Origin of the sequence: Microbacterium sp., assembly GCF_043427715.1 — a bacterium.
In the GTDB taxonomy this organism is placed as follows: Bacteria; Actinomycetota; Actinomycetes; order Actinomycetales; family Microbacteriaceae; genus Microbacterium.
On the sequence record NZ_JBHWTD010000119.1, the window covers coordinates 1 to 25,558 of the forward strand.

The following is a 25,558-nucleotide window of genomic DNA, read 5'->3' on the forward strand; positions in this document are numbered from 1 at the left end:
CCCGTTCGCCACTGATCCACAGAGCAAGCTCTGCTTCACCGTTCGACTTGCATGTGTTAAGCACGCCGCCAGCGTTCATCCTGAGCCAGGATCAAACTCTCCGTAAAGAAATGTTGCTGACCTCCACCGGAATAAGGCAGATGCAGCGAGTTTGATGCTGACCAAAGAGATAAATCATTGCTGACTATCCATAATGCCGACACCAAAGTGCCGGTCTTTGATCCAAAGGAATCTCACCCCAGGCAAAACCTGGAGTCGAGGTTATTTGGCATTTGACAAGTGCACGCTGTTGAGTTCTCAAGGATCGGATGCTCCCACACCACCCTTCCGGGCTTCGTAGTGAGGCGTCGTCTCATCTCCACGTCCGAGGCCGTGCGAGATCTCTGCGGAGGTCATGGACCTTCGTGAGGATCACCACGGGCTTCGAGGTGGAGTTCCCATCCTAGACCATGAAGGCTTGTTCTCTCTACCGAGAGGTTTGGGATGGGGTTTGGTTCTCCGCTTGAGGGGGCGTCGCCTTCCGGCTCTCGCTCTTCCCTGTGGGGCGAACAAGTAATAAGTTACGCGGGGATCGGGAGTCCGGCAAATCAGGTGCGAATCCCGGGCGTGTCGCGCCTGCTCACCCCACGAAAACGCCGGCGAGCGTCTTCTTGCCACGCCGTACGACGGACACTCCCCCGGGCAGCGATCCCTCGACAGGGTGATCCTCGGCGACGACCTTCACGCCGTCGACGACGACACCGCCCTGCGCGATGGCACGGCGCGCGTCACTCAGCGACTTGACCAGCCCGGTCTCCACGAGCGCCTGGCTCACCGGGATCGCACCGGCAACCGCCGTATTCGGAAGCTCTTCCAGCGCCGAGCGGAGCGTCGCGGCATCCAACGACGTCAGATCTCCCTGGCCGAACAGCGCGTCTGAGGCAGCAATGACCGCCGTGGTCGCCTCGATTCCATGCACGGTGGTGGTCACTTCAAGCGCGAGCCGGCGCTGGGCCGCGCGCCGGAACGGCTCGTCTTCGACGAGTCGCGCGTAGGCCGCGATCTCCTCACGCGTCAGGAAGGTGAAGACCTTCAGGCGCGAGATGACGTCGGCGTCATCGGTGTTCAGCCAGAACTGGTACATCCGGTAAGGGCTGCACATCGTGGCATCCAGCCAGATGGCGTTGCCCTCGCTCTTGCCGAACTTCGTGCCGTCGCTGTTGGTGATGAGCGGCGTGCCGATCGCATGGGCCGACACCCCCTCCACGCGGTGGATGAGGTCGGTCCCGCTCGTGAGGTTGCCCCACTGGTCGCTGCCGCCGGTCTGCAGGACGCAGTCGTACTGGCGGTGAAGCTCGAGGAAGTCCATCCCCTGGAGGATCTGGTAGCTGAACTCGGTGTAGCTGATGCCGGCGTCCGAGTTCAGGCGCGCGGCGACGGCGTCCTTCTTGAGCATCGTGCCGACGCGGAAGTGCTTGCCGATCTCGCGGAGGAAGTCGATGGCGCTCATCGGAGCGGTCCAGTCGAGGTTGTTGACCAGCCGCGCGGCGTTGTCGCCCTCGAAGCTCAGGTAGCGACCGACCTGTCCCCGCAGCCGGTTCACCCAGTCGGCGACCGTCTCGGGGGTGTTCAGGGTGCGCTCGGCGCTCGGGCGCGGGTCGCCGATCAGGCCGGTCGAACCGCCGACGAGGCCGAGGGGCTTGTGCCCGGCGAGCTGCAGACGGCGCAGGAGGAGAAGCTGAACGAGATTGCCCAGGTGCAGACTCGGCGCCGTCGGATCGAAGCCGCAGTAGTAGGTGATCGGGTCGCCGGCGAGCAGGGTGCGAAGCGCCTCCTGATCGGTCGACACGTGCACGAGACCACGCCAGACGATCTCGTCCCAGACGTTCTCGAAGGACGGGTCGTTGGAGGGGGCGAGGGCTTTCACCTCGGCGGTCACGACGGGTTCAGACACGCGTTTCAGGTTATCAGCGCGAAGATCAGCCGCCCTGCGCACACCGGGGTGCGCGTCGGCAGCCCGTGCCAGACTGACCCGCATGCACGCGACGATCGCCGAACCCCTCCTCGCCGCAGGTCTGTCGATCCTGCTGATCGCGACGCTCGCGGGCATCCTCGTCCTGACCGTCCTCAACCTCCGCACCCCGCGCACCGCCGCCCTGGCAGCTGCCGCCGGATTGCTCGTCGTCGCCACGATCGTCGCGGCCATCTCCCCCGTGGACGTCCCGATCCTCGTATCCGTCGTCATCGCGATGCTCGGCCTCGCGGTCGCCGTCCTCGGCGGCAACCCCGCCACCCGCGTGGTCCTGGGCCTCGCCACGGGAGGCCGTGTGCGCGAGACGGCGGACGGCGGCATCCTCATCGGAGCGCCCCGCCTGCACCCGGGATCGGAAGAGCTCGAGCCGCTCCTGCGAGGCGGCACCACGATCGGCTATCTCGAACGCGTCGCCGTCTCGATGGGCATCATCGCCGGATTCCCCGAGGCCATCGCCGTCGTCGTCGCCATCAAGGGCATCGGTCGATTCTCCGAGCTCGCCGCAGCCGAAGCCCGCGAGCGATTCATCGTCGGCACATTCTCGAGCCTCGTCTGGGCTGCGGTCGCCGGCGCGCTGGTGCGCCTGGCGATCTGGTGAGCCTGAGCGATCGGGGGAACCTGAGCGATCGGGGGAGCCTGGGCGATCGGAGGAACCTGGGCGATCTGGCAACCCTCAGGCGTTCTCCCGAAGCGCTCGATACCCCTCGACGACGGCGGAAGCGCCCGCCGTGGCGAGGATCTGGGACACCGCCGACTGCGTGATCCGCTCCTGCCGGGCCAGCGCCGCCTGCGTGTGACCGAGGCAGCGGCCGTAGCTGAGCCGCCGCGCACGACCCGACATCGCCGAGATGAGCTCGTCCCGCGCCCACGCGTAGGAGTTCGCCAGAGCGAGGGATGCCGCGTCCGCGGCATCCGGAGCGGCACTGATCCAGGTGCGCACACGGGGCATGGCGCGCACCTGCTTGGCGTGCAGGGTGTCGATCGCCTCGCGCGCCGCCCACCAGCCCGGCCCTTCGGACAGCTCGCCTGCCGACGACGGGATCATGCCGATCTCGCCGATCCCGACGCCGAAACGGAGGTCGACGTCCTCGGGGAGCGCGAGCCGGAGGAGGGTGAGTGCGCACAGGGCGGAGGCGAGGTCGGGATACACCCCCTGGAGCTCATCGCCGACGGTCGCCCTGAGCGGCCGGGTCGCCGCGGGGGCGTCTCGTTCCACCCTCTCGACGGCCGCGTCGATCTGCCGCTGCGCCTCGGCACGATCGTCGAGTTCGCGGGACCCGACGATGTCTGCGGTGATGACGACACTCATATCTTCACGATATAAGCGTCTGACTTACTTGACAAGAAAATAAGTCTTCTGCTGCTCAGAGGCCGAGGGCGTGACCGAGCTCCTGGCTCTTCGCGACCAACGCCGCCCGCTGCTCGGCGACGCGCACCGGGGCGGTGCCACCGGTCCCCGTTCGGCTCGAAACCGAGCCTTCGATCGTGAGCACCTCGCGGACGTCGGGAGTGAGTCGCTCCGACACCGCTGCCAGGGTCGCGTCGTCGGCATCCTCGAGGCCGATGCCCCGCTGCTCGCACGCCTGGACGAGCGCGCCGGACACCTCGTGCGCCTCCCGGAACGGGACACCGCGCTTGACGAGCCACTCGGCGACGTCGGTCGCGAGCGAGAATCCTTCGGGTGCCAGCGACGCCATCCGGTCGGTATCGAAGCGGAGGGTCGCGATCATGCCGGCGAAGGCGGGCAGGACCGTCTCCAGTGTGACGACGGAGTCGAAGACGGGCTCCTTGTCCTCCTGCAGATCGCGGTTGTAGGCCAGCGGGAGTGCTTTGAGGGTGGCGAGCAGACCGGAGAGGTTGCCGATGAGGCGCCCGGCTTTGCCTCGCGCGAGCTCGGCGATGTCGGGGTTCTTCTTCTGCGGCATGATGCTCGACCCCGTGGAGTAGCCGTCGTGCAGCGTGACGAACGAGAACTCACGGGTGTTCCAGATGATGATGTCTTCCGCGAAGCGGGAGATGTCGACGCCGATCATGGCGGCGATGAACGCGAACTCTGCCACGACATCGCGGGCCGCGGTGCCGTCGAGAGAGTTCTCCGCCGGACGGGCGAGACCGAGCTGATCGGCGACGAGCTGCGGGTCGAGGCCGAGGGTCGCGCCGGCGAGCGCACCACCGCCGTACGGGGACACCGACGCGCGCGCCGACCAGTCGCGGAGGCGCTCCAGGTCGCGCACCAGCGGCCACGCGTGGGCCTGGAGGTGATGCGAGAGCAGGATCGGCTGGGCGTGCTGCAAGTGGGTGCGGCCGGGCATGATCGCGCCGTGGTGCGCATCGGCCTGGGCGACGATCGCGTCGATGACGCGGAGGAGGTCCCGGGCGATGACCCGCGCATGGTCGAGGAGATACATCCGCACGAGGGTCGCGATCTGGTCGTTCCGGCTGCGACCGGCGCGGAGCTTGCCGCCGAGTTCGGGACCGACCTCGGCGATCAGCGCGTTCTCGAGTGCGCCGTGGACGTCCTCGTCCTCCTCGCGAGCGACGAGGGTGCCGTCCTGGACCGCCGCGGCGAGCGCGTCGAGCCCGGCGTGCATCCGAGACTCCTCATCGGCCGTCAGATAGCCCGCCGACGCGAGCGCGCGAGCGTGGGCGTGCGATCCGGCGAGATCGTACGGGGCGAGAACCCAGTCGAAGTGCGTCGAGCGGCTGAGCGCCACGAGTTCCGGCGAGGGCCCGGACGCGAAACGTCCGCCCCACAGTGCGCCCTGATTGGTTGCCTCGTTCTTGCTCTCGCTCACCGGTCCAGCCTATCGGCGGCTCGGTGCCGCACCGGGCGGCGGCGGCGCGGCATCCGTCGGCACGAGCCAGGCGACCAGACGGGCGAGCGCCCGCTCGAGCGGACCCTGCCCACGGAGCACAGCCCACACGGTGCAGGAGACGATCGTCCCGGCGATGAACCACCCGAGCGGTCGAAGCTCGCGGAAGCCGAAGAGGTCGCCGGTGTCGCCGAGGAGGACCAGCGCGGCGACCGCCCACGCGAGGATCTGTCCGGCGTACGCCGTCAGGGGCATCGATCCGACCGCCCGCAGCGGCGCGAGAACCCAGGTCAGCGGGGTGCGGCAGATCAGGAGACACCCTCCGAGCACGCTCGCCGCGACACCGGCCGACCCGACGACGTCGATGATGCCGCTGCTGTGCGGAACCGCGCTCCACACGGCGGCGAGGTACGGGTCATCGAGGAAGCCCGAACCGTCGAGCACCTCCGAGAGGAGCGCCGCCCCCACGGCGACGGCCAATCCTCCCGAGAGCAGGACGATCTGGGTGTAGGGCTGGCGCAGATCCGTGCGTCCGATCGCGATTCCCGCGAGGAGGAACGCGATCCACACCGGGAAGGGGTAGGCCAAGCCGAGGAGCAGCGACACCGTCTCGCCGATCTCCCCCGGCCCGTCCGGGAGGATGTCGAGCACGGGCAGGACCCACGGCACGAGGACGGCGACGGTCGCGGCGACCCCCCACAAGGCGGCGGGCTTCGCCGAGAGCGCCGGAAGCGCGAGGAGGAAGAGGATCGCGTACGCCGGCAGGATCACGTAGACCGGCACCCCGGTCTGGATCAGAAGCACACCGACGACCCACAGCACGGCGGCGCGGACGGCGATGCGCACGCGGGCGCGGCTGAGCTCCGGCCCACCGAGCGGCCGGAGGCCACCGGTCACCAGGGCGAGCGAGACACCCGCGAGGAGAGCGAACAGCACCGACGATCGACCGTTGACGAGATCGATCCAGGTCTCCGGCCGGGTGAGCGTGAAGGGGTCCTCGATCGTGAGCAGGTGGGCGGCGAGCATGCCGAGGACCGCGAGGGCCCGCGCGAGGTCGACGCCGTGCAGCCGGGCGGGGCCGTTCCAGCTCCGCCAGCCGCTGGTCACTGCTGACGCAGCAACCACACCAGCAGCGCCTTCTGCGCGTGCAGCCGGTTCTCCGCCTCGTCCCAGACGACGCTCTGCGGACCGTCGATGACATCGGCGTCCACCTCGTAGCCGCGGTCGGCGGGCAGGCAGTGGATGAAGATCGCCTCCTCCTGCGCGAGCCCCATCAGCTCCTGCGTGACCTTGTAGCCGCCCAGGTCGCGCAGCCGCGCGCTCTTCTCCTCTTCCTTGCCCATCGAGACCCAGGTGTCGGTGACGATGACGTCGGCACCGGTCGCGGCCTCGGCCGGGTCGGTGTACAGGGTCAGCGATCCGCCGGTGGTCTGCGCGATGCGCTGCGCGTCGGCGACGACGTCCTCGCGCGGCGCGTAGTCCGCGGGCGCCGCGATGCGCACGTGCATCCCGGCGGTCACCCCGGCCAGGGCGTACGAGTGCGACATGTTGCAGCGCCCGTCGCCGAAGAAGGCGAGGGTGAGTCCGGCGAGGTCACCCTTGTGCTCGCGGATCGTGAGCAGGTCGGCGAGCAGCTGGCACGGGTGGAAGTCGTCGCTCAACGCATTGACGACCGGCACCCGGGTGCCGCGGGCCATCTCCTCGAGCCCTGCCTGCGCGTAGGTGCGCCACACGATCGCCGCCACCTGGCGCTCCAGCACGCGGGCGGTGTCAGAGGGGGTCTCCTTGCCGCCGAGCTGGCTGTTCGCGGTGGAGATGATCAACGGTGATCCACCGAGGTCCGCGATGCCGACCGCGAAGGAGACGCGTGTGCGGGTGGAGGACTTGTCGAAGATGACCGCGACCGTCTGAGGCCCCTCGAGCGGCTTTTCGCGCCAGCGGTCCTTCTTCAGCTCGAGCGCCAGATCAAGGATCTCGGTCTGCTCGGCGGTGGTGAGGTCATCGTCACGCAGCAGGTGGCGGGTCATGCGGATTCCTCCGAGGTGTGGGGGTCGTCGAGCAGCAACGCATCCGCGACGGTCGCGAGCGCGTGGGCGAACAGGGACTGGAACTGGTCGATCTCGACATCACCGATCGTGAGGGCGGGCGCCAGTCGGATGGTGGAATCGTTGGCCGCGTTGATGATGAGGCCGTGCTGCTGGGCTGCTGCGACGACGGCCCCGGCGACGGGATGCCGGAGCGCGACGCCGATGAGAAGGCCCTGACCGCGGCATCCTTCGACCAACGGCGAACCGATCCGGTCGATCGCGGAGCGGATCTGCGCGCCACGCTCGGTCGCGGCGTCGACGAGGCCCGCGCGCTCGATCTCGTCGAGGACTGCCGAGGCGACGGCGGTGGCCAGCGGGTTGCCCCCGAAGGTCGAGCCGTGCGTGCCGGGGTAGAACAGGTCGCTCGCGGCGCCGAAGGTGATGAGTGCGCCGATCGGGATGCCGTTGCCGATGCCCTTGGCGACGGTGATCGCATCGGGGGTGATTCCCGCGTGCTGGAACGCGAACCACGCGCCGGTGCGGCCGGCACCGGTTTGGATCTCATCGACGATCAGGAGCGCGCCATAGCGTTCGGTGATCTCCCGCGCCGCCTGCAGGTATCCCTCGGGGAGCTCGATCACGCCCGCCTCGCCCTTGATGGGCTCGACGAACAGGGCCGCAACGCGGTCGTCCATCGCGGCCTCGAGCGCCTCGACGGTGGTGTCGAGGAACTCGACGCCCGGGACCATCGGTTCGAAAGGCTCCTGCATCGCGGGCTTGCCGGTGAGCGCGAGCGTGCCCATCGTGCGCCCATGGAAGGCCTGCTTCAGCGCGAGGATGCGGGGGCGCTCCGATCCGCCGTGGAGACGAGCGAGCTTGAAGGCGGCTTCGTTGGCCTCCGCGCCGGAGTTGCCGAAGTAGACGCGCCCCGACTCGCCGGTGCCCGCGAGGCGCTTGAGCCGTGCGGCGAGGCCGAGCTGCGGCGGCGTCGCGAAGTAGTTGGAGACGTGCCCGAGAGTCGCGGCCTGATCGGCGACGGCCTGGACGAACACGGGATGGGCGTGGCCGAGGGAGACGACAGCGATGCCGCCGAGGAAGTCGAGGTAGCGGGTGCCCTGGTCATCCCAGAGGTGGGAGCCCTCGCCGCGGACGAGCAGCCCGTAACGGTCTCCCGCGTTCAGGACGAGGTCGCGCGCGGCGTCGTCCTTCCAGTTGGTCGTCATCACTCCTGCGCCGCCGGTCACTGCGCCACCACCTCTGTTCCGATTCCCTGCTGTGTGAAGAGTTCGACCAGCACCGAGTGGGGCTGGCGGCCGTCGATGATCGCCGCGGCGCTCACTCCTCCGTCGACGGCGTCGAGGCATGCCTGCATCTTCGGGATCATGCCCGACTCCAGCGACGGCAGCATGTCGCGCAGCTCCGTCGCGGTCAGGTGCGACACGAGCGAGTCGCGGTTGGGCCAGTCGGCGTAGAGGCCCGCGACATCGGTGAGGATGACGAGCTTCGTGGCACCGAGGGCGACCGCGAGCGCGGCGGCCGCGGCATCCGCGTTGACGTTCAACGAGGCGCCGGGGGTGTCGGCGTCGGGGGCGATCGACGAGATCACCGGCACGCGGTCGGCCGCGATGTGATCGAGCACCGCCTGCGGATCGACGCCGATGACGTCGCCGACGTGACCCAGGTCGTGCTCAGCCCCGTCGATGACCACGCCGCGGCGACGTCCGCGGAACAGCCCCGCGTCCTCACCCGACAGTCCCGTCGCGAACGACCCGTGGGCGTTGATGCGGGACACCAGCTGCGGGTTGATCTGACCGGTCAGCACCATCCGGACGACGCTGATCGCCTCGGTGGAGGTGACCCGGTAGCCGCCCTTGAATTCACTCGGGATGTCGAGCCGGTCGAGCATCTTCGAGATCTGCGGTCCGCCGCCGTGGACGACGACGGGCTTCACACCGACGTGGTGCAGGTAGGCGATGTCCTCCGCGAAGGCCGCCTGCAGCTCTTCGCTGACCATCGCGTTTCCGCCGTACTTGATGACGATGATCTGGTCGCGGAACCGCTTGAGCCACGGCAGCGACTCGACGAGGACGGCGGCCTTGCCGGCGGCCTCCTCCGGGGTGGTCTGCTGGATGTCGGTCATGAGGAGTACGCGCTGTTCTCGTGGACGTAGTCGTGGGTCAGGTCGTTGGTGAGGATCGTCGCCTCGGCCTCGCCCACCCGCAGGTCGATGACGATGTGCGTGCGGCGCGGGGTGAGGTCGACCTCCTCGCGGGGGCGGTCGGGGCCGCCCTGGCTGCACACGCGCACGCCGTTGAACGACACGTCGACGTCGTAGGGGTCGAAGGCGGCGTCGGTCGTGCCGATCGCGGCGAGGACCCGACCCCAGTTGGGGTCGTTGCCGAAGATCGCGGCCTTGAAGAGGTTGTTCCGCGCGACGGAGCGACCGACGATGACGGCGTCCTCTTCGGATGCCGCGCCGACGACCTCGATGGCGATCTCATGGCTCGCGCCCTCGGCGTCGGCCTGCAGCTGCACGGCGAGGTCCTGGCAGACCTCGGCGAGCGCGGCCGCGAACTCGTCGAGGCTCGGACGGATGCCGGTCGCGCCGCTCGCGAGCAGCGTGACCTGGTCGTTCGTCGACATGCAGCCGTCGGAGTCGAGGCGGTCGAACGTGCGGGCCGTGGCGCGGCGGAGCGCGGCGTCGGCCTCGGCGGGCTCGAGGACGGCGTCGGTCGTGATGACCACGAGCATGGTCGCCAGTCCCGGCGCGAGCATCCCGGCGCCCTTCGCCATGCCGCCGATGGTCCAGCCGTCCCGCGTGACGACGGCGCGCTTGGGCTTCGAATCGGTCGTCATGATGGCGAGCGACGCGTCCTCTCCCCCGTCAGCGCTCAGCGCACCGATCGCCTCTTCCATCCCGGAGAGGATTTTGCCGCGGAAGATCTCGTCACCGGTGCCGATGAGCCCCGTCGAGCACACGATGATGTCGGCGGCACTCACGCCGAGGAGCTCTGCGGCCTTCTCGGCGGTCTGGTGCGTGGTCTGGAAGCCGAACGATCCCGTGAAGCAGTTCGCACCGCCGGAGTTGAGCACGACGGCTTCGACGACGCCGTCGGCGATCGCCTGCTGCGACCAGATGATCGGGTTCGCCTTCGCGCGGTTGCTCGTGAAGACCGCGGCGCCGGTCTTGTGCGGGCCACGGTTGACGACGACGGCGACGTCCTTGCCGCCGCTGCTCTTGAGCCCGGCGGAGACTCCGGCCGCTTCGAATCCCTGCGCTGCCGTGACGCTCACGGGGCGACTCCGTTCACACTCAGGCCCGTGGCCTCGGGGAGACCGAGGGCGATGTTCATCGACTGGATGGCGGCACCCGCGGTGCCCTTGACGAGGTTGTCCACCGCGGTCACGACGACGACGCGGTTCGCAGCGCGGTCGACGGCGATCCCCATGAGCGCGGTGTTGGCCCCCACCACGTCGGCGGTGCGCGGGAACTGGCCGGCCGGCAGCAGCTGCACGAACGTCTCGTCTCCGTAGGCGGTCTCCCACGCCTCGCGGATCTGCGCGTCGCTGACGCCGTCCGCGAGCGGGGCGGTGGAGGTCGCGAGGATGCCGCGGGCCATCGGCACGAGCACGGGCGTGAACGAGATCCGCACGGGGCCGGCCGCCCCGGCATCCTTCAGCGCCTGCTGGATCTCGGGGATGTGCCGGTGCGTGCCGCCGACGGCGTACGGGTTGGCGGTGCCGAGGATCTCGCTCGCGAGCAGGTTCGTCTTGAGACTCTTGCCCGCGCCGGACGGTCCGACGGCCAGCACCGAGACGATGTCCGAGGGGTCGATGACGCCCGCAGCGACGCCCGGGGCGAGGCTCAGCGAGACGGTGGAGGCGTTGCAGCCCGGGGCGGCGATGCGCGTCGCGCCGACGAGGCGCTCGCGCTGCTTCGCGCCGCCGACGAGGAGCTCCGGCACACCGTAGGTCCAGGGCTCGTGGAAGTGACCGCCGTAGAAGGCGTCCCACGACTCCTGCGAGGTGAGGCGGTGGTCGGCGCCGGCGTCGATGACGAGCGGGGTGTCACCGAGCGCCTCCGTGTACTGCCCGGACTGCCCGTGCGGCAGTGCGAGGAACACGATGTCATGCCCGGCGAGGATCTCGGGGGTCGTGTCCTGCAGCGTCTGGTGCGCGAGCGAGCGCAGGTGCGGCTGGTGCGCGATGAGCGGCTGCCCCACGGTGGAGTGCGCGGTGACGGTGCGGATCTCGAGGTCGGGATGCGAGGCGAGAAGGCGGAGGATCTCGCCACCCGCATAGCCGGAAGCGCCGGAAACGGCGACCGAATAGGTCATGACTCAACCTTATTGTCTGGGACGGAGGGGCCGAGGACGGCGACACCTGCGGCTGCGACCCACAGCTGTGGGGAGCACGGAGGGTCGCCTAGCGTCGGCGGTCGCCCAGACGTCGGCGCACGCGTGACACCGCGGGAGCGGTGAGGAGCGGGGCCGAGGGCATGCCGCCACCCTAGCCCCGCCGATCACGCGACCGCAAAACGGCGGCCGCACGTGACGACGTCAGGGCTCCTCGGCCCGCCACTGTTCGATGAGCGCGAGCTCATCGGCGCGGTCGAGGCCCGCACCGCGCGAGCGCGACACGCCCCGGTCACGCTCGTCGGCCAGGGTGCGCGCGATCGTCTCCACGAGGGAACGGATGCCGCCGCCCGCGGCGCGGTAGGCGGCACCGTCCCGCGTCGCGAATCCGGGCATGTCGCCGGGCAGCCACAGTGGCAGCGAGCGGGGACCGGACCAGTGGGCAACGCCGTGACGGCTCAACCACTCGTCGGGCACGACGACCACGTCGCCACGATGCCCCGCGGCTTCGCGCACCAGCGCGAGGAGATCGGCGAGGGGAAGCGAGGCGCCGACGGCGTTGACGACGCCGTCGAAGCCGCGGGCGCCGGCCGAGACCACGTAGTCGGCGAGGTCGTCCACGTCGATCACCTGCGCCATCGCTCCCGGCGCCGCCGGCACGAGCACCGGCTCGGCCCCCGCCGCCGCGAAGCGGGCGGGCCAGTAGCCGAATCGATCCGTCGGGTCGCCGGGACCCACGATGAGCCCCGCGCGGACGATCGACAGTCCGGCAGCGAAACCCCGGGCGGAGCGCTCGGACGCGGCCTTCGCGCGGGCGTAGTCGTCCTTCTCCCCCGGCTCCCACGGAACGGCGAGGTCGGCCGTCTCATCGGCGCCGACCTCGTCGGAGGCGGCGTAGACCGAGACGCTCGAGACGTACGTCGCGTGCGCCGCGCGCCCGCCGAGAGCCTCGGCCGCCGCTGCCACGGCCACCGGATCGGAGGACACATCCACGACCTCGTCCCAGTCCTGGGATGCGACGTGCGCGTAGGCGCCGGGCTTCGACCGGTCGGCGACGACGAGGTCGGCGCCTGCCGGCGCGGGCCTCGTTCCCCGCGCGAGACACGTGACCTCGGCTCCGCGTTCGAGCCACTGCTGCGCGACACGGGAACTGAGCCAACCGGTTCCGCCGAGGATGAGGACGCGAGTCATCTGTTCATCCCACCAAACCGCTCCGCCCACCGACAGCCCGTTCCGCTGGTGGCGTACCCGTGTCGGGGACGCAGGACATACTGGCGGCATGCTCACGACGCTCGCCGTGTCCGGTTACCGTTCTCTCCGCGACGTCGTCGTCCCTCTCGGGCCGCTGACGATCGTCACCGGGCCGAACGGTTCGGGAAAGTCGAACCTGTACCGCGCGCTGCGCCTGCTCGCCTCCTCTGCGCGCGGCGAGCTCGTCGGCGCCGTCGCCCGGGAGGGCGGACTGTCGTCACTGCTGTGGGCGGGACCCGAGAACGGCGGCGGGCAGGGAACCGTTCGCACCCGGCCCATCGCCGTGAGGCTCGGGTTCGCCTCCGACGAACTGGGGTACCTCGTCGATCTCGGCATCCCTCAGACCGCGGGGAACAGCCCGTTCGCCCGGGACCCCGAGATCAAACGCGAGCAGGTGTTCGCGGGCGCCCTGGCGAAGCCCGCGACACTGCTCATCGACCGCACTCGCGCCCACACCCGCGTCCGCGACGGATCGTGGACCGACCTCGCGCAGACCCTCGCGCCCTTCGAGAGCATCGTGACCGATCTCGCCGACGGGGACACCGCCCCCGAACTGCTCGGCATCCGACGCGTCATGAACGGATGGCGCTTCTACGACCACTTCCGCGTCGACGCCGACGCCCCCGCCCGCCGCCCCCAGATCGGCACCCGCTCACAGCTGCTCGCCGACGACGGCGCGAACCTCGCAGCGGTATGGGCAACCATCATCGATGCCGGCTTCGGACATGAACTCGACCGAGCCGTCGACCTCGCCTTCCCAGGCAGCCGTGCGCGGGTGGAGAGCGGCGACGGTCGCTTCCGCCTCACCCTCACCCAGCCCGGGCTCCTGCGACCCCTCGACACCGCCGAGCTCTCCGACGGAACGTTGCGCTACCTGCTGCTGTGCGCAGCGCTCCTGCCGGCCCGGCCCGCTCCCCTCGTCGTGCTCAACGAGCCGGAGTCGAGTCTGCACGTGAGTCTCCTCGAACCACTCGCGGAGCTCGTCCGGACGGCATCCAGCCGCACGCAGGTGGTGCTCGTCTCGCACGCCGGCAGGCTCGTCGACGGCTTCGACGATGCCGACCGCGTCGACCTCCGAAAGACCCTCGACGGCACGGTCGTCGAGGGTCAGGACTTCATGTCCGTGCCGGCGTGGAACTGGGGGAACCGCTGACCACGGGCCTCAGCTGAAGGAGATCAGCGACAGTCCACCGGTGATCGCCAGCACGATGCACGCGACAACGAACCCGCAGATCGTGACCGCCCGGAAGGCCCCGATGCCTCGGTGCCCCGCCGGCGCGGCCAGCGCCGCGACGCCCGCGACGAAGAACGCGATCGCCATGACGAAGAACCAGATCCCGATGGTCCCGTAGTAGGAGTTCAGCGCCCACGCGCCCGGGAAGAAGACCGCTGCTTGGGGGAACATGAATGACAGGAGGTTCAGGTTCGCCGCGTAGCCGATGACGCTGGCCACGATCGTCGCGACGTTGAACCCGACCAGCACCCGGATGAACGGGGTGATCCTCGGGATGCGACGCGGGCCCGTCGGGGCCGCGTCGGTCGTCGTCTCCACAGCGCTCATAGCTGAACGGTACTCCGGCACACGGCCGAGGCGCTGTCCCCTCTTCTGGGGACAGCGCCTCGGTCAGGCACGGGTTGTGACCGTCAGTCGCGGATGGTGGCGCCGAACCGGCTCGCCGCGGCGTCGACGCCGGCGAGCTTCGCCTCGGTCGCCTCGGCGGCGGTGAGAGTGCGATCGTCCGCCCGGAAGCGGAGGGCGAACGTGAGGCTCTTGGCTCCGTCGTCGATGCCGGCACCGCGGTAGTCGTCGACCAGTCGGAGCGACTCGAGCAGGTCGCCGGCGCCCTCGACGAGCGCGGCGCGCACATCGGCGGCGGGCACGTCGGCGGGGACGACGAGCGACACGTCCTGCGTCGCGGCGGGGTAGGTGCGCAGCGATGCGGCGACCTCCGGCGCGCCGGCGAGCGACAGGATACCGTCGAGGTCGAGCTCCGCGACGAACACCCGGCCCGGCAGATCGGCGGCGTGCGCCACCGCCGGGAGGAGTTCGCCGACGTAACCGACCTCGGTATCGCCGACGGTGAGGATACCGGTGCGTCCCGGGTGCAGCGCGGCGCGCTGTCCCTGGCGGACATCGATGCGGACCCCCGCAGCGGCGGCGATGGTCTGGACGGCGCCGAGCGCGTCGGACAGGTCGTATTCGACGGCGGCGCGACCCGGCTGCTTCGAGATCGCCGAGCCCGTCAGCAGCACGGCGATGTGGCGCGGCTGCGGCGGGATGGACGCGTGCAGCGCGGCGAGGGTCGCATCGTCCGGACGGACCGCGAGCGGCGGCACCGTCTCGGTGCCGTAGGCGGCACCCGCCTCGGGGGTGAACACCGATCCCGCTTCGAACAGCGCGAGGTCGGTGAGCCCGCGGGAGACGTTCCGGTGCGCGTTCTGCAGGAGACCCGGCAAGAGCGAGCGGCGCAGGAACGGCGCCTGACCATCGAGCGGGTTCGCGAGCTTGATCGAGGCCAGGTGCTCCCCCGTCTCCGATCCGTGCAGGTCGTTGAGCTCCTCGGTCGTGAACGGGAACGCCAGCGTCTCGACGAACCCGGCCGAGGCGAGGGCATTCGCGACGCGGCGACGTCCCTTCTGATGCGGGGTGAGGCCGCGACCCGACGGCGGCGTCGGCAGCACCGACGGGATGCGGTCGAGCCCGTGGATGCGGGCGACCTCTTCGGCGAGCGTCCACTTGTCGGTGAGGTCGGGACGCCACGACGGCGGGATGACCTCCCACGCGTCGCCGTCCTCCGAGACCTCGCAGCCGACCATCTCGAGCGCCGCGATGACCTCGTCCTCGGTGTAGTCGACGCCGATCAGACCGGCACTGAAGGACTTCGGCAGAGCGATGGCCTCGAGGAACACCTCGGAGAAGAGCGCACCGCCGACCGTGGTGTCGAGCGTGCCGCCGGCGAGCTCGACCATGAGATCGGCGACGCGGCGTGCGGCGACGAACGGGATGAGTGGGTCGACCCCACGCTCGAAGCGGCGAGATGCCTCACTGGGCAGCTTGTGTCGGCGCGCGGTGCGTGCGATCGACACGGTGTCGAAGATCGCGGCCTCGATGAGGACGTTGCGCGTGGCATCGCCCATCTCGGTCTTACCGCCACCCATCACGCCCGCCAGACCGATCGGGCCGGACTCGTCGGTGATGAGCAGGTCCTCGGGGCTGAGCGAGCGCTCCTTGCCGTCGAGGGTGGTGAGCTTCTCCCCCGCCGTCGCCCGGCGCACCGTGATGCCGCCGTTGAGCAGGTCGAGGTCGTAGCCGTGGATCGGGTTGCCGAGCTCGAGCATCACGTAGTTCGTGATGTCGATGAGGATGCCGAGCGAGCGGATGCCGGCGAGCGTGAGCCGCGCCCTCATCCAGGGCGGCGTCGGGCGGCTCGGGTCGACATCGCGGACGATGCGCACCACGAACTCGCTCGCGCCGACGTTGCCGTGGATCGGCGCGGTGTCGTCGACCGTGACCTCGAAGCCGCCGGTGGGCTGCTCGAGCTCCTCGAAGGCGCGCAGGCCCGGGTCGCGGAACTGGCCTCCGGTGGCGTGCGCGTATTCACGCGCCGCGCCGCGAAGCGAGAGCGCGTAACCGCGGTCGGGCGTGACGTTGATGTCGACCGCGACGTCGTCGAGTCCGAGGAGCGCGATGGCGTCGGTGCCGACCTCGGGGTCGAGGCCGAGTTCGGTCAGGCGGAGGATGCCGGAGTGCTCGTCGCCGAGGCCGAGCTCCTTCGCCGAGGCGATCATGCCGTCGGACACGTGCCCGTAGGTCTTGCGGGCGGCGATCGGGAACGGACCGGGCAGCACGGCGCCGGGCAGCGTCACGACGACCTTGTCACCCTCGAAGAAGTTGCCGGCGCCGCAGACGATCCCGCGGATCCCGCCATTCTCCTCGCCGACGTCGACCTGGCACCACCGGATCGTCTTGCCGTTGGACTGCGGCTCCGCCTCGAACGAGAGGACCTTGCCGACCACGATCGGCCCGGTGAGGTCGAAGCGGTGCACGTCCTCCTCTTCGAAGCCGACCGACACGAACGACGCGAGGACGTCCTCCGGCGTCGCGTCGGGCGCGACGTCGACGAACTCGCGCAACCAGGAGAGCGGGACGCGCATCAGACCACCATTCCGAACTGCTCGCTGAAACGGACATCGCCCTCGGCCATGTCGCGCATGTCCTGGACGTCGGAACGGAACATGAGGGTCCGCTCGATGCCCATGCCGAAGGCGAAGCCCGAGTACACCTCGGGGTCGATGCCCGCGGCGCGGAGGACGTTGGGGTTCACCATGCCGCAGCCGCCCCACTCGATCCAGCGCGCGCCACCGGGGAAGGTGGGGTGCCACAGATCGAGCTCGGCGGAGGGCTCGGTGAAGGGGAAGTAGTTGGTGCGGAACCGCGTCTTCGCCTCGGCGCCGAAGAGCACCTTGGCGGCGTGATCGAGCGTGCCCTTGAGGTTCGCCATCGTGATGTCCTTGTCGATGACGAGGCCCTCGAACTGGGTGAAGGCGGGCAGGTGCGTCGCGTCGAACTCGTCGGTCCGGTAGACCCGACCCGGGCAGAGGACGTAGATCGGCAGATCGCGCTCAAGCATGGAGCGCACCTGGACGGGGCTCGTGTGGGTGCGCATGACGAGGTGGCGCGCCACCGGGTCGACGAAGAACGTGTCCTGCATCTGGCGTGCGGGGTGGTCGGGCGCGAAGTTGAGTGCGTCGAAGTTGAACCACTCGTGCTCGAGCTCGGGGCCCTCCGCGATCTCCCACCCCATGCCGACGAACAGGTCTGCGATCTCCTCCTGCAAGAGCGAGATCGGATGCCGCGCCCCGACGCGCGTGCGCGGCGCGAGCGCCGTGATGTCGACACGCTCCGCCTCGAGCTTCGCGGCGGTCTCGGCCTCGGCGAGCTCCTGCTCGCGCGCGGCGAGGGCCTGGTTGACGCGGCCGCGCGCCTGGCCGACCAGCTTGCCGAAGGCGGCCTTCTGATCGTTCGGGACGTTGCGCAGCTGTGCGTTCAGACGCGCCAGCGGCGAGCCCTCTGCGGTGTGCGCGTTGCGGGCGGCTTTGAGGGCGGCGGTGTCGGAGGCGGCGGCGAAGGCCGCGAAGGCCTCGGCGACGGCGGCATCCACGGCCTCGGGAGTGATCTCAGGTGCGTCTGACACGAGAGACGAGTCTACCGGCGGGCCGGTGTGCGGCCCGCCGGTGGCGCATCAACCGGGCGCGTTGCCCTGATCGAACTTCCCGGCACCCTTCTGGGCGGCGATGAGCTCGGTGTCCGTCGTCGGGGCGACCGGGTGGTGCACCCCGCCATCGGGCTGCTTCGGCTGCCGCCGCAGACGCTTCTCGACACGATTGGCGATGAGCGAAAGCAGGAGGCACAGCGCGATGTAGATGGCGCCGATGATGATCGTCGCCGGCACGATGGGCGATTCGTACGTGGACTGCGTGCCGATGAACCGTGCATAGAACAGCAGTTCCTCGAAGGTGATCACATAGCCGAGCGCGGTGTCCTTCAGCGTCACGACGAGCTGCGCGATGATCACCGGCATCATCGCGCGGATCGCCTGCGGCAGGAGGACGAGCCGCATGACGCCGGACTTGCGCAGGCCGATCGCGTACCCGGCTTCCTTCTGACCGCGCGGCAGCGACTCGACGCCGGCACGGATGACCTCGGCGAGCACGGATCCGTTGTACGCGATGAGCGCGATGACCACCGCCCAGTAGGGCTCCATGCGGATGCCGATGGTCGGGAAGCCGTAGTAGAGCAGGAACATCAGCACGAGGACGGGGATCGCGCGGAACACCTCGATGACGGCGACGAACGGGGCACGCACCCAGGCGTGGTCGGACAGGCGACCGATCGCGAGCACGAAGCCGAGGACGAGGGCACCCACGGCCGCGACGACGAACGCGGACAGCGTCTGGCCGATGGCCTCGCCGATGCTGATCCACACGTTGGTGAAGGTGAAGGCGTACCACTTCTCGGCGGTGAACTGTCCGGTGACGGCGAGCCGCCAGATGAGGAAGCCGACGACCGCGGCGACCAGCACGATCGTGATCGCGGCGATGATCCGGTTGCGGGCGATCGCGCGAGGGCCGGGGACGTCGTAGAGAACGCTGGTCATCGTGCCACCTTCCATCGGAGCTCGAGTCGCTGCTGCGCCCAGGAGAGCAGGAGGACGAGGGCGACGAAGATCAACATCACCCAGATGATCACGAGCATCTGGTTCTCGCCCCGCTCGCTGAGCCAGCTGCGGATCGAGCCCAGGTTGAGCACGGAGAAGCCTGCGGCGACGGTCGTGTTCTTGAGGAGCGCGATGAACACGCTCATCATCGGCGGGATGACGGAGCGGAACGCCTGCGGCAGCACGACGAGCGTCATGACCTGGCCGAAGGTGAGGCCGAGGGCGCGGGCGGCTTCGGCCTGCCCGACCGGCACCGTGTTGATGCCGGAGCGGATCGTCTCGGCTACATAGGTGGCGGTGTAGATCCCGAGCGCGCCGATCGCCAGGTACATCGGGGCGATGCGCATGTCCAGCAGCGGCGGGAGTGCGAATGCGAATCCGAAGAAGACGAGCGTCAACGGGGTGTTGCGGATCGTGTTGACGTAGAGGGCGCCCACGCCGCGGGCGATGGGCACGGGCGAGACGCGCATGGCGCCGACGATGATGCCGAGCACCAGAGCCAGCAGGCCGCCACCAGCGAACAGGATGAGGGTGCCGGTGATCGCCTCGCCCCAGAGGTCGAGGTTGTCGGTGATGACGCCCATCGGCGCTCCTCTCGAAGGTGTGGGGGTCGAGGGGGCGGCGGTCCGCCGCCCCCACGACGGGTCAGTCGACCGCGGGCTGTTCGCCGTCGATGCCGGCCGGAGCCAGGTGCTCTTCGAACAGAGCGTCCCAGACGTCTCCGCCGTCGGTGAAGAGTCCGTTGACGTGGTCAAGGAGCGCGGTGTCACCCTTGGGGAGGCCGACGCCGTAGCGCTCCTCGCTGAAGGGCTCGCCGGCGATCTTGAGATCGTCGGGGCGCTGCGCGACGTAGCCGGCGAGGATCGCCTCGTCGGTGGTGATCGCGTCGACCTGGCCCTGCAGGAGCTGATCGATGCACTGCGAGTAGGTGTCGTACTCGCGGGTGTCGCCGGGGCTGTACTCGTCACGGATGCGCTGCAGCGGGGTGGACCCGGTCACCGAGCACACGACCTTGCCGGCGAGGTCGTCTGGGCCGGCGATGTCCTCGTTGTCCGCGGCGACGAGCAGGCCCTGACCGGTGATGAAATACGGACCGGCGAAGTCGATCTGCTTCTTGCGCTCGTCGGTGATCGAGTAGGTGCCGACGTAGTAGTCGATGTCGCCGTTCACGATCGCCTGCTCGCGGTTGGCGGAGGGAATCGTCTCGAACGTGATGTCGTCCTCTTCGAAGCCGAGGGATGCCGCAATCCAGCGCGCGATGTCGACGTCGAAGCCGGTGCGCTCTCCGGAGGCGGCATCCTCGTAGCCGAGGCCGGGCTGGTCGTTCTTCACGCCGACGATGACGCCGTCACGGTCGTCCATCTCCGCGAACGTGGGGCTGCCGTCCAGCGCGAAGTCGTCGGCGACCTGCCAGAGTCCGTTGTCGTCGTCGTCACCGCCGGCTCCCGGGCTGGTCGGGCTGCCGCTGTTGCAACCCGCGAGCGCGAGCGCTGCGATCGCGATGCCGGCGAAGGCGCCGGCTGCACGTGTGATGCGCATGTGATCCTCCTGGTGTCGTATCGTTCTTCATTCGCCGCGCCGGTGCGGGCGCGGACATCTCAATGGGTGATGAGCTTGGAGAGGAAGTCCTTCGCCCGGTCGCTGCGCGGGTTCGTGAAGAACTCCTGCGGCGTCGCCTCTTCGACGATCTGACCGTCGGCCATGAACACGACGCGGTCGGCGGCCTTGCGGGCGAAGCCCATCTCGTGCGTGACGACGATCATCGTCATGCCCTCCTGCGCGAGGCCGACCATGACGTCGAGCACCTCGTTGATCATCTCCGGGTCGAGCGCGCTCGTGGGCTCGTCGAAGAGCATGACCTTCGGCTTCATCGCGAGTGCGCGGGCGATCGCGACGCGCTGCTGCTGGCCACCCGAGAGCTGCGCCGGGAGCTTGGCGGCCTGGTGGCCGACGCCGACCCGGTCGAGCAGTTCCTTCGCCTGCTTTTCGGCTTCTGCCTTCTTGACGCCCTTGACCTTGATAGGGCCGAGCGTGACGTTCTCGAGGATCGTCAGGTGCGAGAAGAGATTGAAGGACTGGAAGACCATCCCGACGTCCGCGCGGAGGTCGGCAAGGGCTTTGCCCTCCTTCGGGAGCTCCGAGCCGTCGATCGTGATCGAGCCGCTCGTGATCGTCTCGAGACGGTTGATCGTGCGGCACAGCGTCGACTTGCCGGAGCCGGACGGACCCACAACGACCACGACTTCGCCGCGGTTCACCGTCAGGTCGATGTCGGTGAGCGCCTGGAAGTCGCCGTAGTGCTTCTGCACGTTCGAGATGACGACGAGCGGTTCACCACGGCGGACGTCGATGTTCGACGTGCGCGGCGCGGGGTCGGCAGCAGGAGTGGTCATGAATCGCAACCCTATGCCGACGGAGGCATCGACACCGACCTCTTGGCGCGGGGTTTACCGTTCCGTAACCAACGCCCCGGGCGTGTCGGTCAGCGGCTCGCGCGCTGCGCGAACGCCGACTCGTAGAGGCAGACGCTCGCCGCGGTGGCGAGATTGAGTGACTCCGCGCGGCCGTAGATCGGGAGTTTCAGCGACAAGTCGACGAGCGCGACCGCCTCGGGCTCGAGTCCGCGTGCCTCGTTGCCGAACACCCACGCCGTGGGCTCGACGAGCGTCTCGCGGTGCGCCAGGAAGTCCTCGCCCCCGACGTCCGCCGCGAGGACCCGGAGCCCAGCCCGGCGGGCGCGTTCGACCGTCTCGGCGAGGTCAGCACCGACGGCGACGGGGAGGTGGAACAGCGACCCTGTCGTCGCCCGAACCACTTTGGGGTTGTAGGGATCGACCGTGCGGCCGGTTAAGATCACGGCATCCGCTCCGACCGCATCGGCCGCACGGATGATCGTGCCGAGATTGCCCGGGTCCCGGACCTCCTCGCAGATCACCACGAGTTTCGGGTCACCCTCGAAGATGTCGCGGACGGCCGTCGGCGACTGCCGCGCGACGGCGACGATCCCCTGCGGGGTGACCGTGTCGGCCATCGCGTCGAGGACGGCCTCGCTCGCGAACTGCACCTCGACTCCGGCGGCCTCGGCGATCGTACGGATGTCCTGGTGCTTGTCCCACGCGCTCGGCGTCGCGTAGAGCTCCTCGAGCGTGTCTGGGCGGTAGGAGAGCGCCTCGCGCGCCGCCTGCGGCCCTTCGAGGAGGTACAACCCGGTCTCCTGCCGCGCACTGCGCTTAGTCAGCTTCGCGACGGCGCGGACACGAGGCGAGCGGGGGTTCTCGAGCACGCTCCCAGTGTAGAGCCGCTCCCCCGGTGGGCACGGAACCGCACGGACCCGGGATGCACGAACGGGCGCCCTCGGAAGAGGACGCCCGTTCGGGGTGCGTGGGTGCGATCAGGCCTTGGGCGCGTTCACGTCGGCCGGGAGCGCAGCCTTCGCGGTCGCGACCAGCGACGCGAAGACGGCGGGCTCGTTCACCGCGAGCTCGGCGAGCATGCGGCGGTCGACCTGGACGCCGGCGAGGCCGAGGCCCTGGATGAAGCGGTTGTACGTGATGCCGTTCTGGCGGGCAGCGGCGTTGATGCGCTGGATCCACAGGCGGCGGAAGTCGCCCTTGCGCTTGCGACGGTCGCGGTACGCGTAGACGAGCGAGTGGGTGACCTGCTCCTTCGCCTTGCGGTACAGGCGCGAACGCTGTCCGCGGTAACCGGAGGCGCGCTCGAGGATGACGCGACGCTTCTTGTGGGCGTTGACAGCCCGCTTGACTCTAGCCATTTCTTCTACTTCCTAAGTGGTGCGTCGGCGCTCAGAGGCCGAGGAGCTTCTTGGCGACCTTGGCGTCGCCGGGGGCCAGGACCTGCTCCTGGTCGAGGCGGCGGGTGCGACGGGTCGACTTGCCTTCGAGGTTGTGACGGAGGTTGGCCTGCTGCTTCATCAGCTTGCCGCTTCCGGTGAGCTTGAAGCGCTTCTTGGCACCCGAGTGGGTCTTCTGCTTCGGCATATCTCTTCCTTCGTTGAGTGTCCCGGCGGGCGGGAGTCTGTGGGGCCTACTCCGCCGAGGCGGGGGCGGCGGTCTCGTCGGCCTGACCGCTGCGCGCGTCGCGCGCAGCCTGCTTCGTCGCCGCACGGACGGCGTTCTGCTCGGTCTTGACCTCGGACTTGTTCTTGTGCGGTGCGACGACCATCACCATGTTGCGTCCGTCGATGGTGGGGTTGGACTCCACGGTGCCGAACTCGGCGACATCTTCGGCGAACTTGCGGAGCAGGCGCACACCCTGCTCAGGACGCGACTGCTCGCGACCGCGGAAGAGGATCATGGCCTTGACCTTGTCGCCCGCCTGGAGGAAGCCCTCCGCGCGCTTGAGCTTGGTCGTGTAGTCGTGCGCCTCGATCTTCAGACGGAACCGAACCTCCTTGAGGACGGTGTTCGCCTGATTGCGCCGCGCTTCCTTGGCCTTCTGCGCAGCCTCGTACTTGAACTTGCCGTAGTCCATGATCTTGACCACGGGGGGCTTCGAGTTCGGGGCTACCTCGACGAGATCGAGTTCGGCCTCCTGGGCCAGGCGCAGTGCCACCTCGATGCGGACGACGCCGACCTGTTCACCCGCGGGTCCGACGAGGCGGACCTCGGGGACGCGGATGCGGTCATTGGTGCGGGGATCGCTGATGCGGAACTCCTCTTCGTGCGGTTTGTGGACCTCCGGAGGCACAGGGATTGTGCCGCCGGGCGGAAGATCGTCACGTCCACCCGCACCATGCGCGCGCATCGGCATTCGTGTGTTCTGCACCCTGGACAACCTCGCGGACGAGGCGGAGTGCGTGACCCGGTAGCCTGGAGCGGCAAGCGCGGGTGGGATGTGATCCTCTTTCGACACGGAGTAAACACTCCGGTGCCCGCAGAAGTCTAGCAGAGAGCAGCACGTGAGCACTATTCCGGCCGTCCCCAGCGATCACGACCCCGAGCGCCTCGCGCAGTGGGAGGAGCAGGAGCGCGTGTCGCAAGCCGCCACGCGCGACATCGCCGACGTCCCCGCCGTCGAGGTGATCACCACCACCTCCGTCCACCTGATGAGCGCTGCCGCGGTCAAGCTCGGCCTCGCCGACGATCCCGACGCGCAGAAGGACCTCGACGAGGCCCGCAAGCTCATCAACGCCCTCGCGGGGCTGATCACCGCCGCAGCGCCCGAGGTGAGCGACATGCACGCGCGGTCGCTCCGCGACGGTCTCCGGACGCTGCAGCTCGCCTTCCGCGAGGCTTCCTCGATCCCCGACCCCATCGGCAAGGGCCCGGGCGAGAAGTGGACCGGCCCGGTCAACTGACTGGACGGTGCGCAGACAGCGCTCAGGCGCGAACGAGTTTGACCGTCAGCGAGTCCACGAGAACCGCGATGCGGTCGTCGGCCGCCCAGCGCGCGGCGAGTCGCTGGAGAATCGCATCCAACTCCGCCTGGTCGAGGCCGTCGACGAGGTGGAGGCGGACGATCAGCTCCGGCCCGCGCAGGCGTGACGACGGATCTCCGGGCGCGACCGACAGGTCGAGCACGCCCAGCTCGCCGCCGATCGACGCGTGCAGTGCGGCGACGACCTCCGTCGACACGTGCGGCGCCTCCCATCGCTGACCCTGCCCGATCGCCCACACCGCCGGGCGGCGGATCACGAACTCGTACTCGCCTCCCGGGTCGACGACGATGAGGTCGGTGTCGTCGGCGGCCGCTGACAGCGCGGTGCGGACGCCGTCCGCCGGCACGGGGCGCGCCGTGGCATCCCACGTCTTCATCGCGTCGACCGACGTGAACACCGGGAGCACCCGGCGGCCGTCGGGGGCGGCGACGGTGACGATGGAGAGCTCCTGGGTCTTGTCGACGGTCAGACCCGTCGGACCGACTCCCTCGTCGCCCTTCTCCGCGACGAGCGGGATCAGCAGCCGCGCGGCGCGGTAAGCGTCGATGACGGATGCCGCGTCGCCCTCCCCCGCGTGGAAACTCCGCAGCGCCGCCGCGAGTGCGGGGTCGGCGGAGCCGTCGTCTCCGGAATGCGGGTTGGATTCGAAGCTGCGCCCCTCCCACGGCACCCCGGCGGAATCCCCGCGGTTGCCGTGAGCGTGGCCGGGGGCCGGATCAGTGTCCGGCGACATCCAGCGCCTCAGCCAGCGTGAACGCCCCTGCGTACAGGGCCTTGCCCACGATCGCGCCCTCGACGCCCAGCGGCACGAGTTCACGCAGCGCGGCGATGTCGTCGAGGCTCGAGATGCCGCCCGAGGCGACGACCGGCTTGTCGGTGCGCGAGGCCACCTCACGGAGGAGTTCGAGGTTCGGACCCTTGAGGGTGCCGTCCTTGGTCACATCCGTCAGCACGTAGCGGCTGCAGCCGGCGTCCTCGAGGCGATCGAGGACCTGCCAGAGGTCGCCGCCGTCGCGCGTCCACCCCCGCGCGGCGAGGGTCGTGCCGCGCACGTCGAGGCCGACGGCGATCGCGTCGCCGTAACGGGAGATGACCGATGCCGCCCACTCCGGGTTCTCCAGCGCCGCCGTCCCCAGGTTGATGCGGGCGGCGCCGCTGTCGAGAGCAGCCTCGAGGGTGGCGTCGTCGCGGATGCCGCAGGAGAGCTCGACGTGCACGCCACGCATCTGCTTGATCACCTTCCGCAGCAGCGGGGCGTTGCTGCCCCGGCCGAAGGCGGCGTCGAGGTCGACGAGGTGGATCCAGTCGGCACCCTGCTTCGCCCATTCCATGGCGGCGTCGACGGGGTCACCGTAGTTGGTCTCGGTGCCCGCCTCGCCCTGGGTGAGTCGGACGGCCTTGCCGTCGGCGACGTCCACGGCGGGGAGGAGGATCAGTTCGGGCGAAGATGCGAAATCGTTCATGGCTCCGGGTGGGACGGTGTGC

General features: G+C 69.5%; 26 protein-coding genes and 1 rRNA gene. 3 read left to right on the top strand and 24 right to left on the bottom strand.

Translation table 11 applies throughout. The annotated features are described in order from the left end of the window. Both ACHFGS_RS12525 and tyrS read right to left on the bottom strand, forming a co-directional pair. Nucleotides 1–107: ribosomal RNA gene (locus ACHFGS_RS12525) — 16S ribosomal RNA — on the bottom strand; the annotation flags it as partial. A gap of 512 nt (nt 108–619) precedes the next feature. Further along, the gene (gene tyrS / locus ACHFGS_RS12530) at nt 620–1,933 is read right to left on the bottom strand and encodes a tyrosine--tRNA ligase (RefSeq protein WP_394289514.1); all 1,314 of its coding nucleotides are present in this window, start codon (nt 1,931–1,933) and stop codon (nt 620–622) included. A gap of 82 nt (nt 1,934–2,015) precedes the next feature. Here tyrS and ACHFGS_RS12535 point away from each other — a divergent pair, with 82 nt between their 5' ends. Continuing rightward, nucleotides 2,016–2,609, top strand: coding sequence for a hypothetical protein (locus ACHFGS_RS12535; RefSeq protein WP_394279283.1), 594 nt, complete (start codon nt 2,016–2,018; stop codon nt 2,607–2,609). A gap of 75 nt (nt 2,610–2,684) precedes the next feature. Here ACHFGS_RS12535 and ACHFGS_RS12540 read toward each other — a convergent pair whose 3' ends face one another. From ACHFGS_RS12540 to ACHFGS_RS12580, 9 genes are all read right to left on the bottom strand, one after another. Beyond that, entirely contained in the window at nt 2,685–3,320 is a 636-nt protein-coding gene (locus ACHFGS_RS12540; protein ID WP_394279282.1) for a SatD family protein, read from the bottom strand. A 55-nt stretch (nt 3,321–3,375) separates the two neighbouring features. Beyond that, nucleotides 3,376–4,806: an argininosuccinate lyase gene (gene argH / locus ACHFGS_RS12545; RefSeq protein ID WP_394279281.1), complete on the bottom strand. Its 1,431-nt coding sequence runs from the start codon at nt 4,804–4,806 to the stop codon at nt 3,376–3,378. Between the two features lie 9 nt (nt 4,807–4,815). Continuing rightward, nucleotides 4,816–5,949 (bottom strand): heparan-alpha-glucosaminide N-acetyltransferase domain-containing protein, encoded by a 1,134-nt coding sequence (locus ACHFGS_RS12550; RefSeq protein ID WP_394279280.1) that lies wholly within the window; start codon nt 5,947–5,949, stop codon nt 4,816–4,818. Beyond that, nucleotides 5,928–6,851, bottom strand: a complete 924-nt coding sequence (gene argF, locus ACHFGS_RS12555) for an ornithine carbamoyltransferase (protein ID WP_394279279.1) — start codon at nt 6,849–6,851, stop codon at nt 5,928–5,930. Before argF ends, ACHFGS_RS12550 begins: the two co-directional genes overlap by 22 nt. Beyond that, on the bottom strand, nt 6,848–8,074 hold the full coding sequence (locus ACHFGS_RS12560; protein ID WP_394279278.1) for an acetylornithine transaminase: 1,227 nt from the start codon (nt 8,072–8,074) through the stop codon (nt 6,848–6,850). The genes argF and ACHFGS_RS12560 overlap by 4 nt, the downstream gene beginning before the upstream one ends. Before the next feature lie 17 nt (nt 8,075–8,091). Then, nucleotides 8,092–8,991, bottom strand: coding sequence for an acetylglutamate kinase (argB, locus tag ACHFGS_RS12565; RefSeq protein WP_394279277.1), 900 nt, complete (start codon nt 8,989–8,991; stop codon nt 8,092–8,094). Next, nucleotides 8,988–10,145, bottom strand: a complete 1,158-nt coding sequence (argJ, locus tag ACHFGS_RS12570; RefSeq protein ID WP_394279276.1) for a bifunctional glutamate N-acetyltransferase/amino-acid acetyltransferase ArgJ — start codon at nt 10,143–10,145, stop codon at nt 8,988–8,990. Before argJ ends, argB begins: the two co-directional genes overlap by 4 nt. After that, nucleotides 10,142–11,188, bottom strand: coding sequence for an N-acetyl-gamma-glutamyl-phosphate reductase (gene argC, locus ACHFGS_RS12575; RefSeq protein WP_394289515.1), 1,047 nt, complete (start codon nt 11,186–11,188; stop codon nt 10,142–10,144). Before argC ends, argJ begins: the two co-directional genes overlap by 4 nt. 222 nt (nt 11,189–11,410) lie before the next feature. Continuing rightward, nucleotides 11,411–12,397 carry an NAD-dependent epimerase/dehydratase family protein gene (locus ACHFGS_RS12580; protein WP_394279678.1) on the bottom strand — a complete coding sequence of 329 codons (987 nt, stop codon included), beginning with the start codon at nt 12,395–12,397 and terminating at the stop codon, nt 11,411–11,413. Between the two features lie 88 nt (nt 12,398–12,485). Here ACHFGS_RS12580 and ACHFGS_RS12585 point away from each other — a divergent pair, with 88 nt between their 5' ends. Further along, a complete protein-coding gene (locus ACHFGS_RS12585; protein WP_394279679.1) occupies nt 12,486–13,610 on the top strand; it encodes an AAA family ATPase in 1,125 nt (374 codons plus the stop codon). 9 nt (nt 13,611–13,619) lie between these two features. Here ACHFGS_RS12585 and ACHFGS_RS12590 read toward each other — a convergent pair whose 3' ends face one another. The 11 genes from ACHFGS_RS12590 to infC form a co-directional block, all read right to left on the bottom strand. Then, complete coding sequence (locus ACHFGS_RS12590; protein WP_394279680.1) at nt 13,620–14,018, bottom strand: hypothetical protein; 399 nt, start codon at nt 14,016–14,018, stop codon at nt 13,620–13,622. A gap of 83 nt (nt 14,019–14,101) precedes the next feature. Further along, nucleotides 14,102–16,612, bottom strand: a complete 2,511-nt coding sequence (gene pheT / locus ACHFGS_RS12595) for a phenylalanine--tRNA ligase subunit beta (protein ID WP_394279681.1) — start codon at nt 16,610–16,612, stop codon at nt 14,102–14,104. Continuing rightward, complete coding sequence (gene pheS / locus ACHFGS_RS12600; RefSeq protein WP_394279682.1) at nt 16,612–17,652, bottom strand: phenylalanine--tRNA ligase subunit alpha; 1,041 nt, start codon at nt 17,650–17,652, stop codon at nt 16,612–16,614. Before pheS ends, pheT begins: the two co-directional genes overlap by 1 nt. Before the next feature lie 48 nt (nt 17,653–17,700). After that, nucleotides 17,701–18,615 carry an amino acid ABC transporter permease gene (locus ACHFGS_RS12605; RefSeq protein ID WP_394289516.1) on the bottom strand — a complete coding sequence of 305 codons (915 nt, stop codon included), beginning with the start codon at nt 18,613–18,615 and terminating at the stop codon, nt 17,701–17,703. Beyond that, nucleotides 18,612–19,259: an amino acid ABC transporter permease gene (locus ACHFGS_RS12610; protein WP_394289517.1), complete on the bottom strand. Its 648-nt coding sequence runs from the start codon at nt 19,257–19,259 to the stop codon at nt 18,612–18,614. Before ACHFGS_RS12610 ends, ACHFGS_RS12605 begins: the two co-directional genes overlap by 4 nt. Nucleotides 19,260–19,320: 61 nt before the next feature. Continuing rightward, the gene (locus ACHFGS_RS12615) at nt 19,321–20,214 is read right to left on the bottom strand and encodes a glutamate ABC transporter substrate-binding protein (protein ID WP_394289518.1); all 894 of its coding nucleotides are present in this window, start codon (nt 20,212–20,214) and stop codon (nt 19,321–19,323) included. 59 nt (nt 20,215–20,273) lie between these two features. Continuing rightward, the gene (locus ACHFGS_RS12620) at nt 20,274–21,068 is read right to left on the bottom strand and encodes an amino acid ABC transporter ATP-binding protein (RefSeq protein WP_394280276.1); all 795 of its coding nucleotides are present in this window, start codon (nt 21,066–21,068) and stop codon (nt 20,274–20,276) included. Between the two features lie 89 nt (nt 21,069–21,157). Continuing rightward, complete coding sequence (locus ACHFGS_RS12625; protein ID WP_394289519.1) at nt 21,158–21,958, bottom strand: TrmH family RNA methyltransferase; 801 nt, start codon at nt 21,956–21,958, stop codon at nt 21,158–21,160. 108 nt (nt 21,959–22,066) lie between these two features. Next, on the bottom strand, nt 22,067–22,447 hold the full coding sequence (gene rplT, locus ACHFGS_RS12630; protein ID WP_064003211.1) for a 50S ribosomal protein L20: 381 nt from the start codon (nt 22,445–22,447) through the stop codon (nt 22,067–22,069). Between the two features lie 31 nt (nt 22,448–22,478). Beyond that, nucleotides 22,479–22,673 (bottom strand): 50S ribosomal protein L35, encoded by a 195-nt coding sequence (gene rpmI, locus ACHFGS_RS12635; protein ID WP_394280274.1) that lies wholly within the window; start codon nt 22,671–22,673, stop codon nt 22,479–22,481. Between the two features lie 46 nt (nt 22,674–22,719). Further along, nucleotides 22,720–23,382, bottom strand: coding sequence for a translation initiation factor IF-3 (infC, locus tag ACHFGS_RS12640; RefSeq protein ID WP_394280273.1), 663 nt, complete (start codon nt 23,380–23,382; stop codon nt 22,720–22,722). A gap of 211 nt (nt 23,383–23,593) precedes the next feature. Between infC and ACHFGS_RS12645 the strand changes: the two genes are divergently transcribed. Continuing rightward, complete coding sequence (locus ACHFGS_RS12645; protein WP_394280272.1) at nt 23,594–23,992, top strand: DUF1844 domain-containing protein; 399 nt, start codon at nt 23,594–23,596, stop codon at nt 23,990–23,992. A gap of 22 nt (nt 23,993–24,014) precedes the next feature. Here the strand turns inward: ACHFGS_RS12645 and ACHFGS_RS12650 are convergent, their stop codons facing one another. Both ACHFGS_RS12650 and priA read right to left on the bottom strand, forming a co-directional pair. Next, nucleotides 24,015–24,806, bottom strand: a complete 792-nt coding sequence (locus ACHFGS_RS12650) for an SseB family protein (protein ID WP_394280271.1) — start codon at nt 24,804–24,806, stop codon at nt 24,015–24,017. Further along, nucleotides 24,790–25,536 (bottom strand): bifunctional 1-(5-phosphoribosyl)-5-((5-phosphoribosylamino)methylideneamino)imidazole-4-carboxamide isomerase/phosphoribosylanthranilate isomerase PriA, encoded by a 747-nt coding sequence (gene priA, locus ACHFGS_RS12655; protein ID WP_394289520.1) that lies wholly within the window; start codon nt 25,534–25,536, stop codon nt 24,790–24,792. Before priA ends, ACHFGS_RS12650 begins: the two co-directional genes overlap by 17 nt. Nucleotides 25,537–25,558 lie beyond the last annotated feature (22 nt).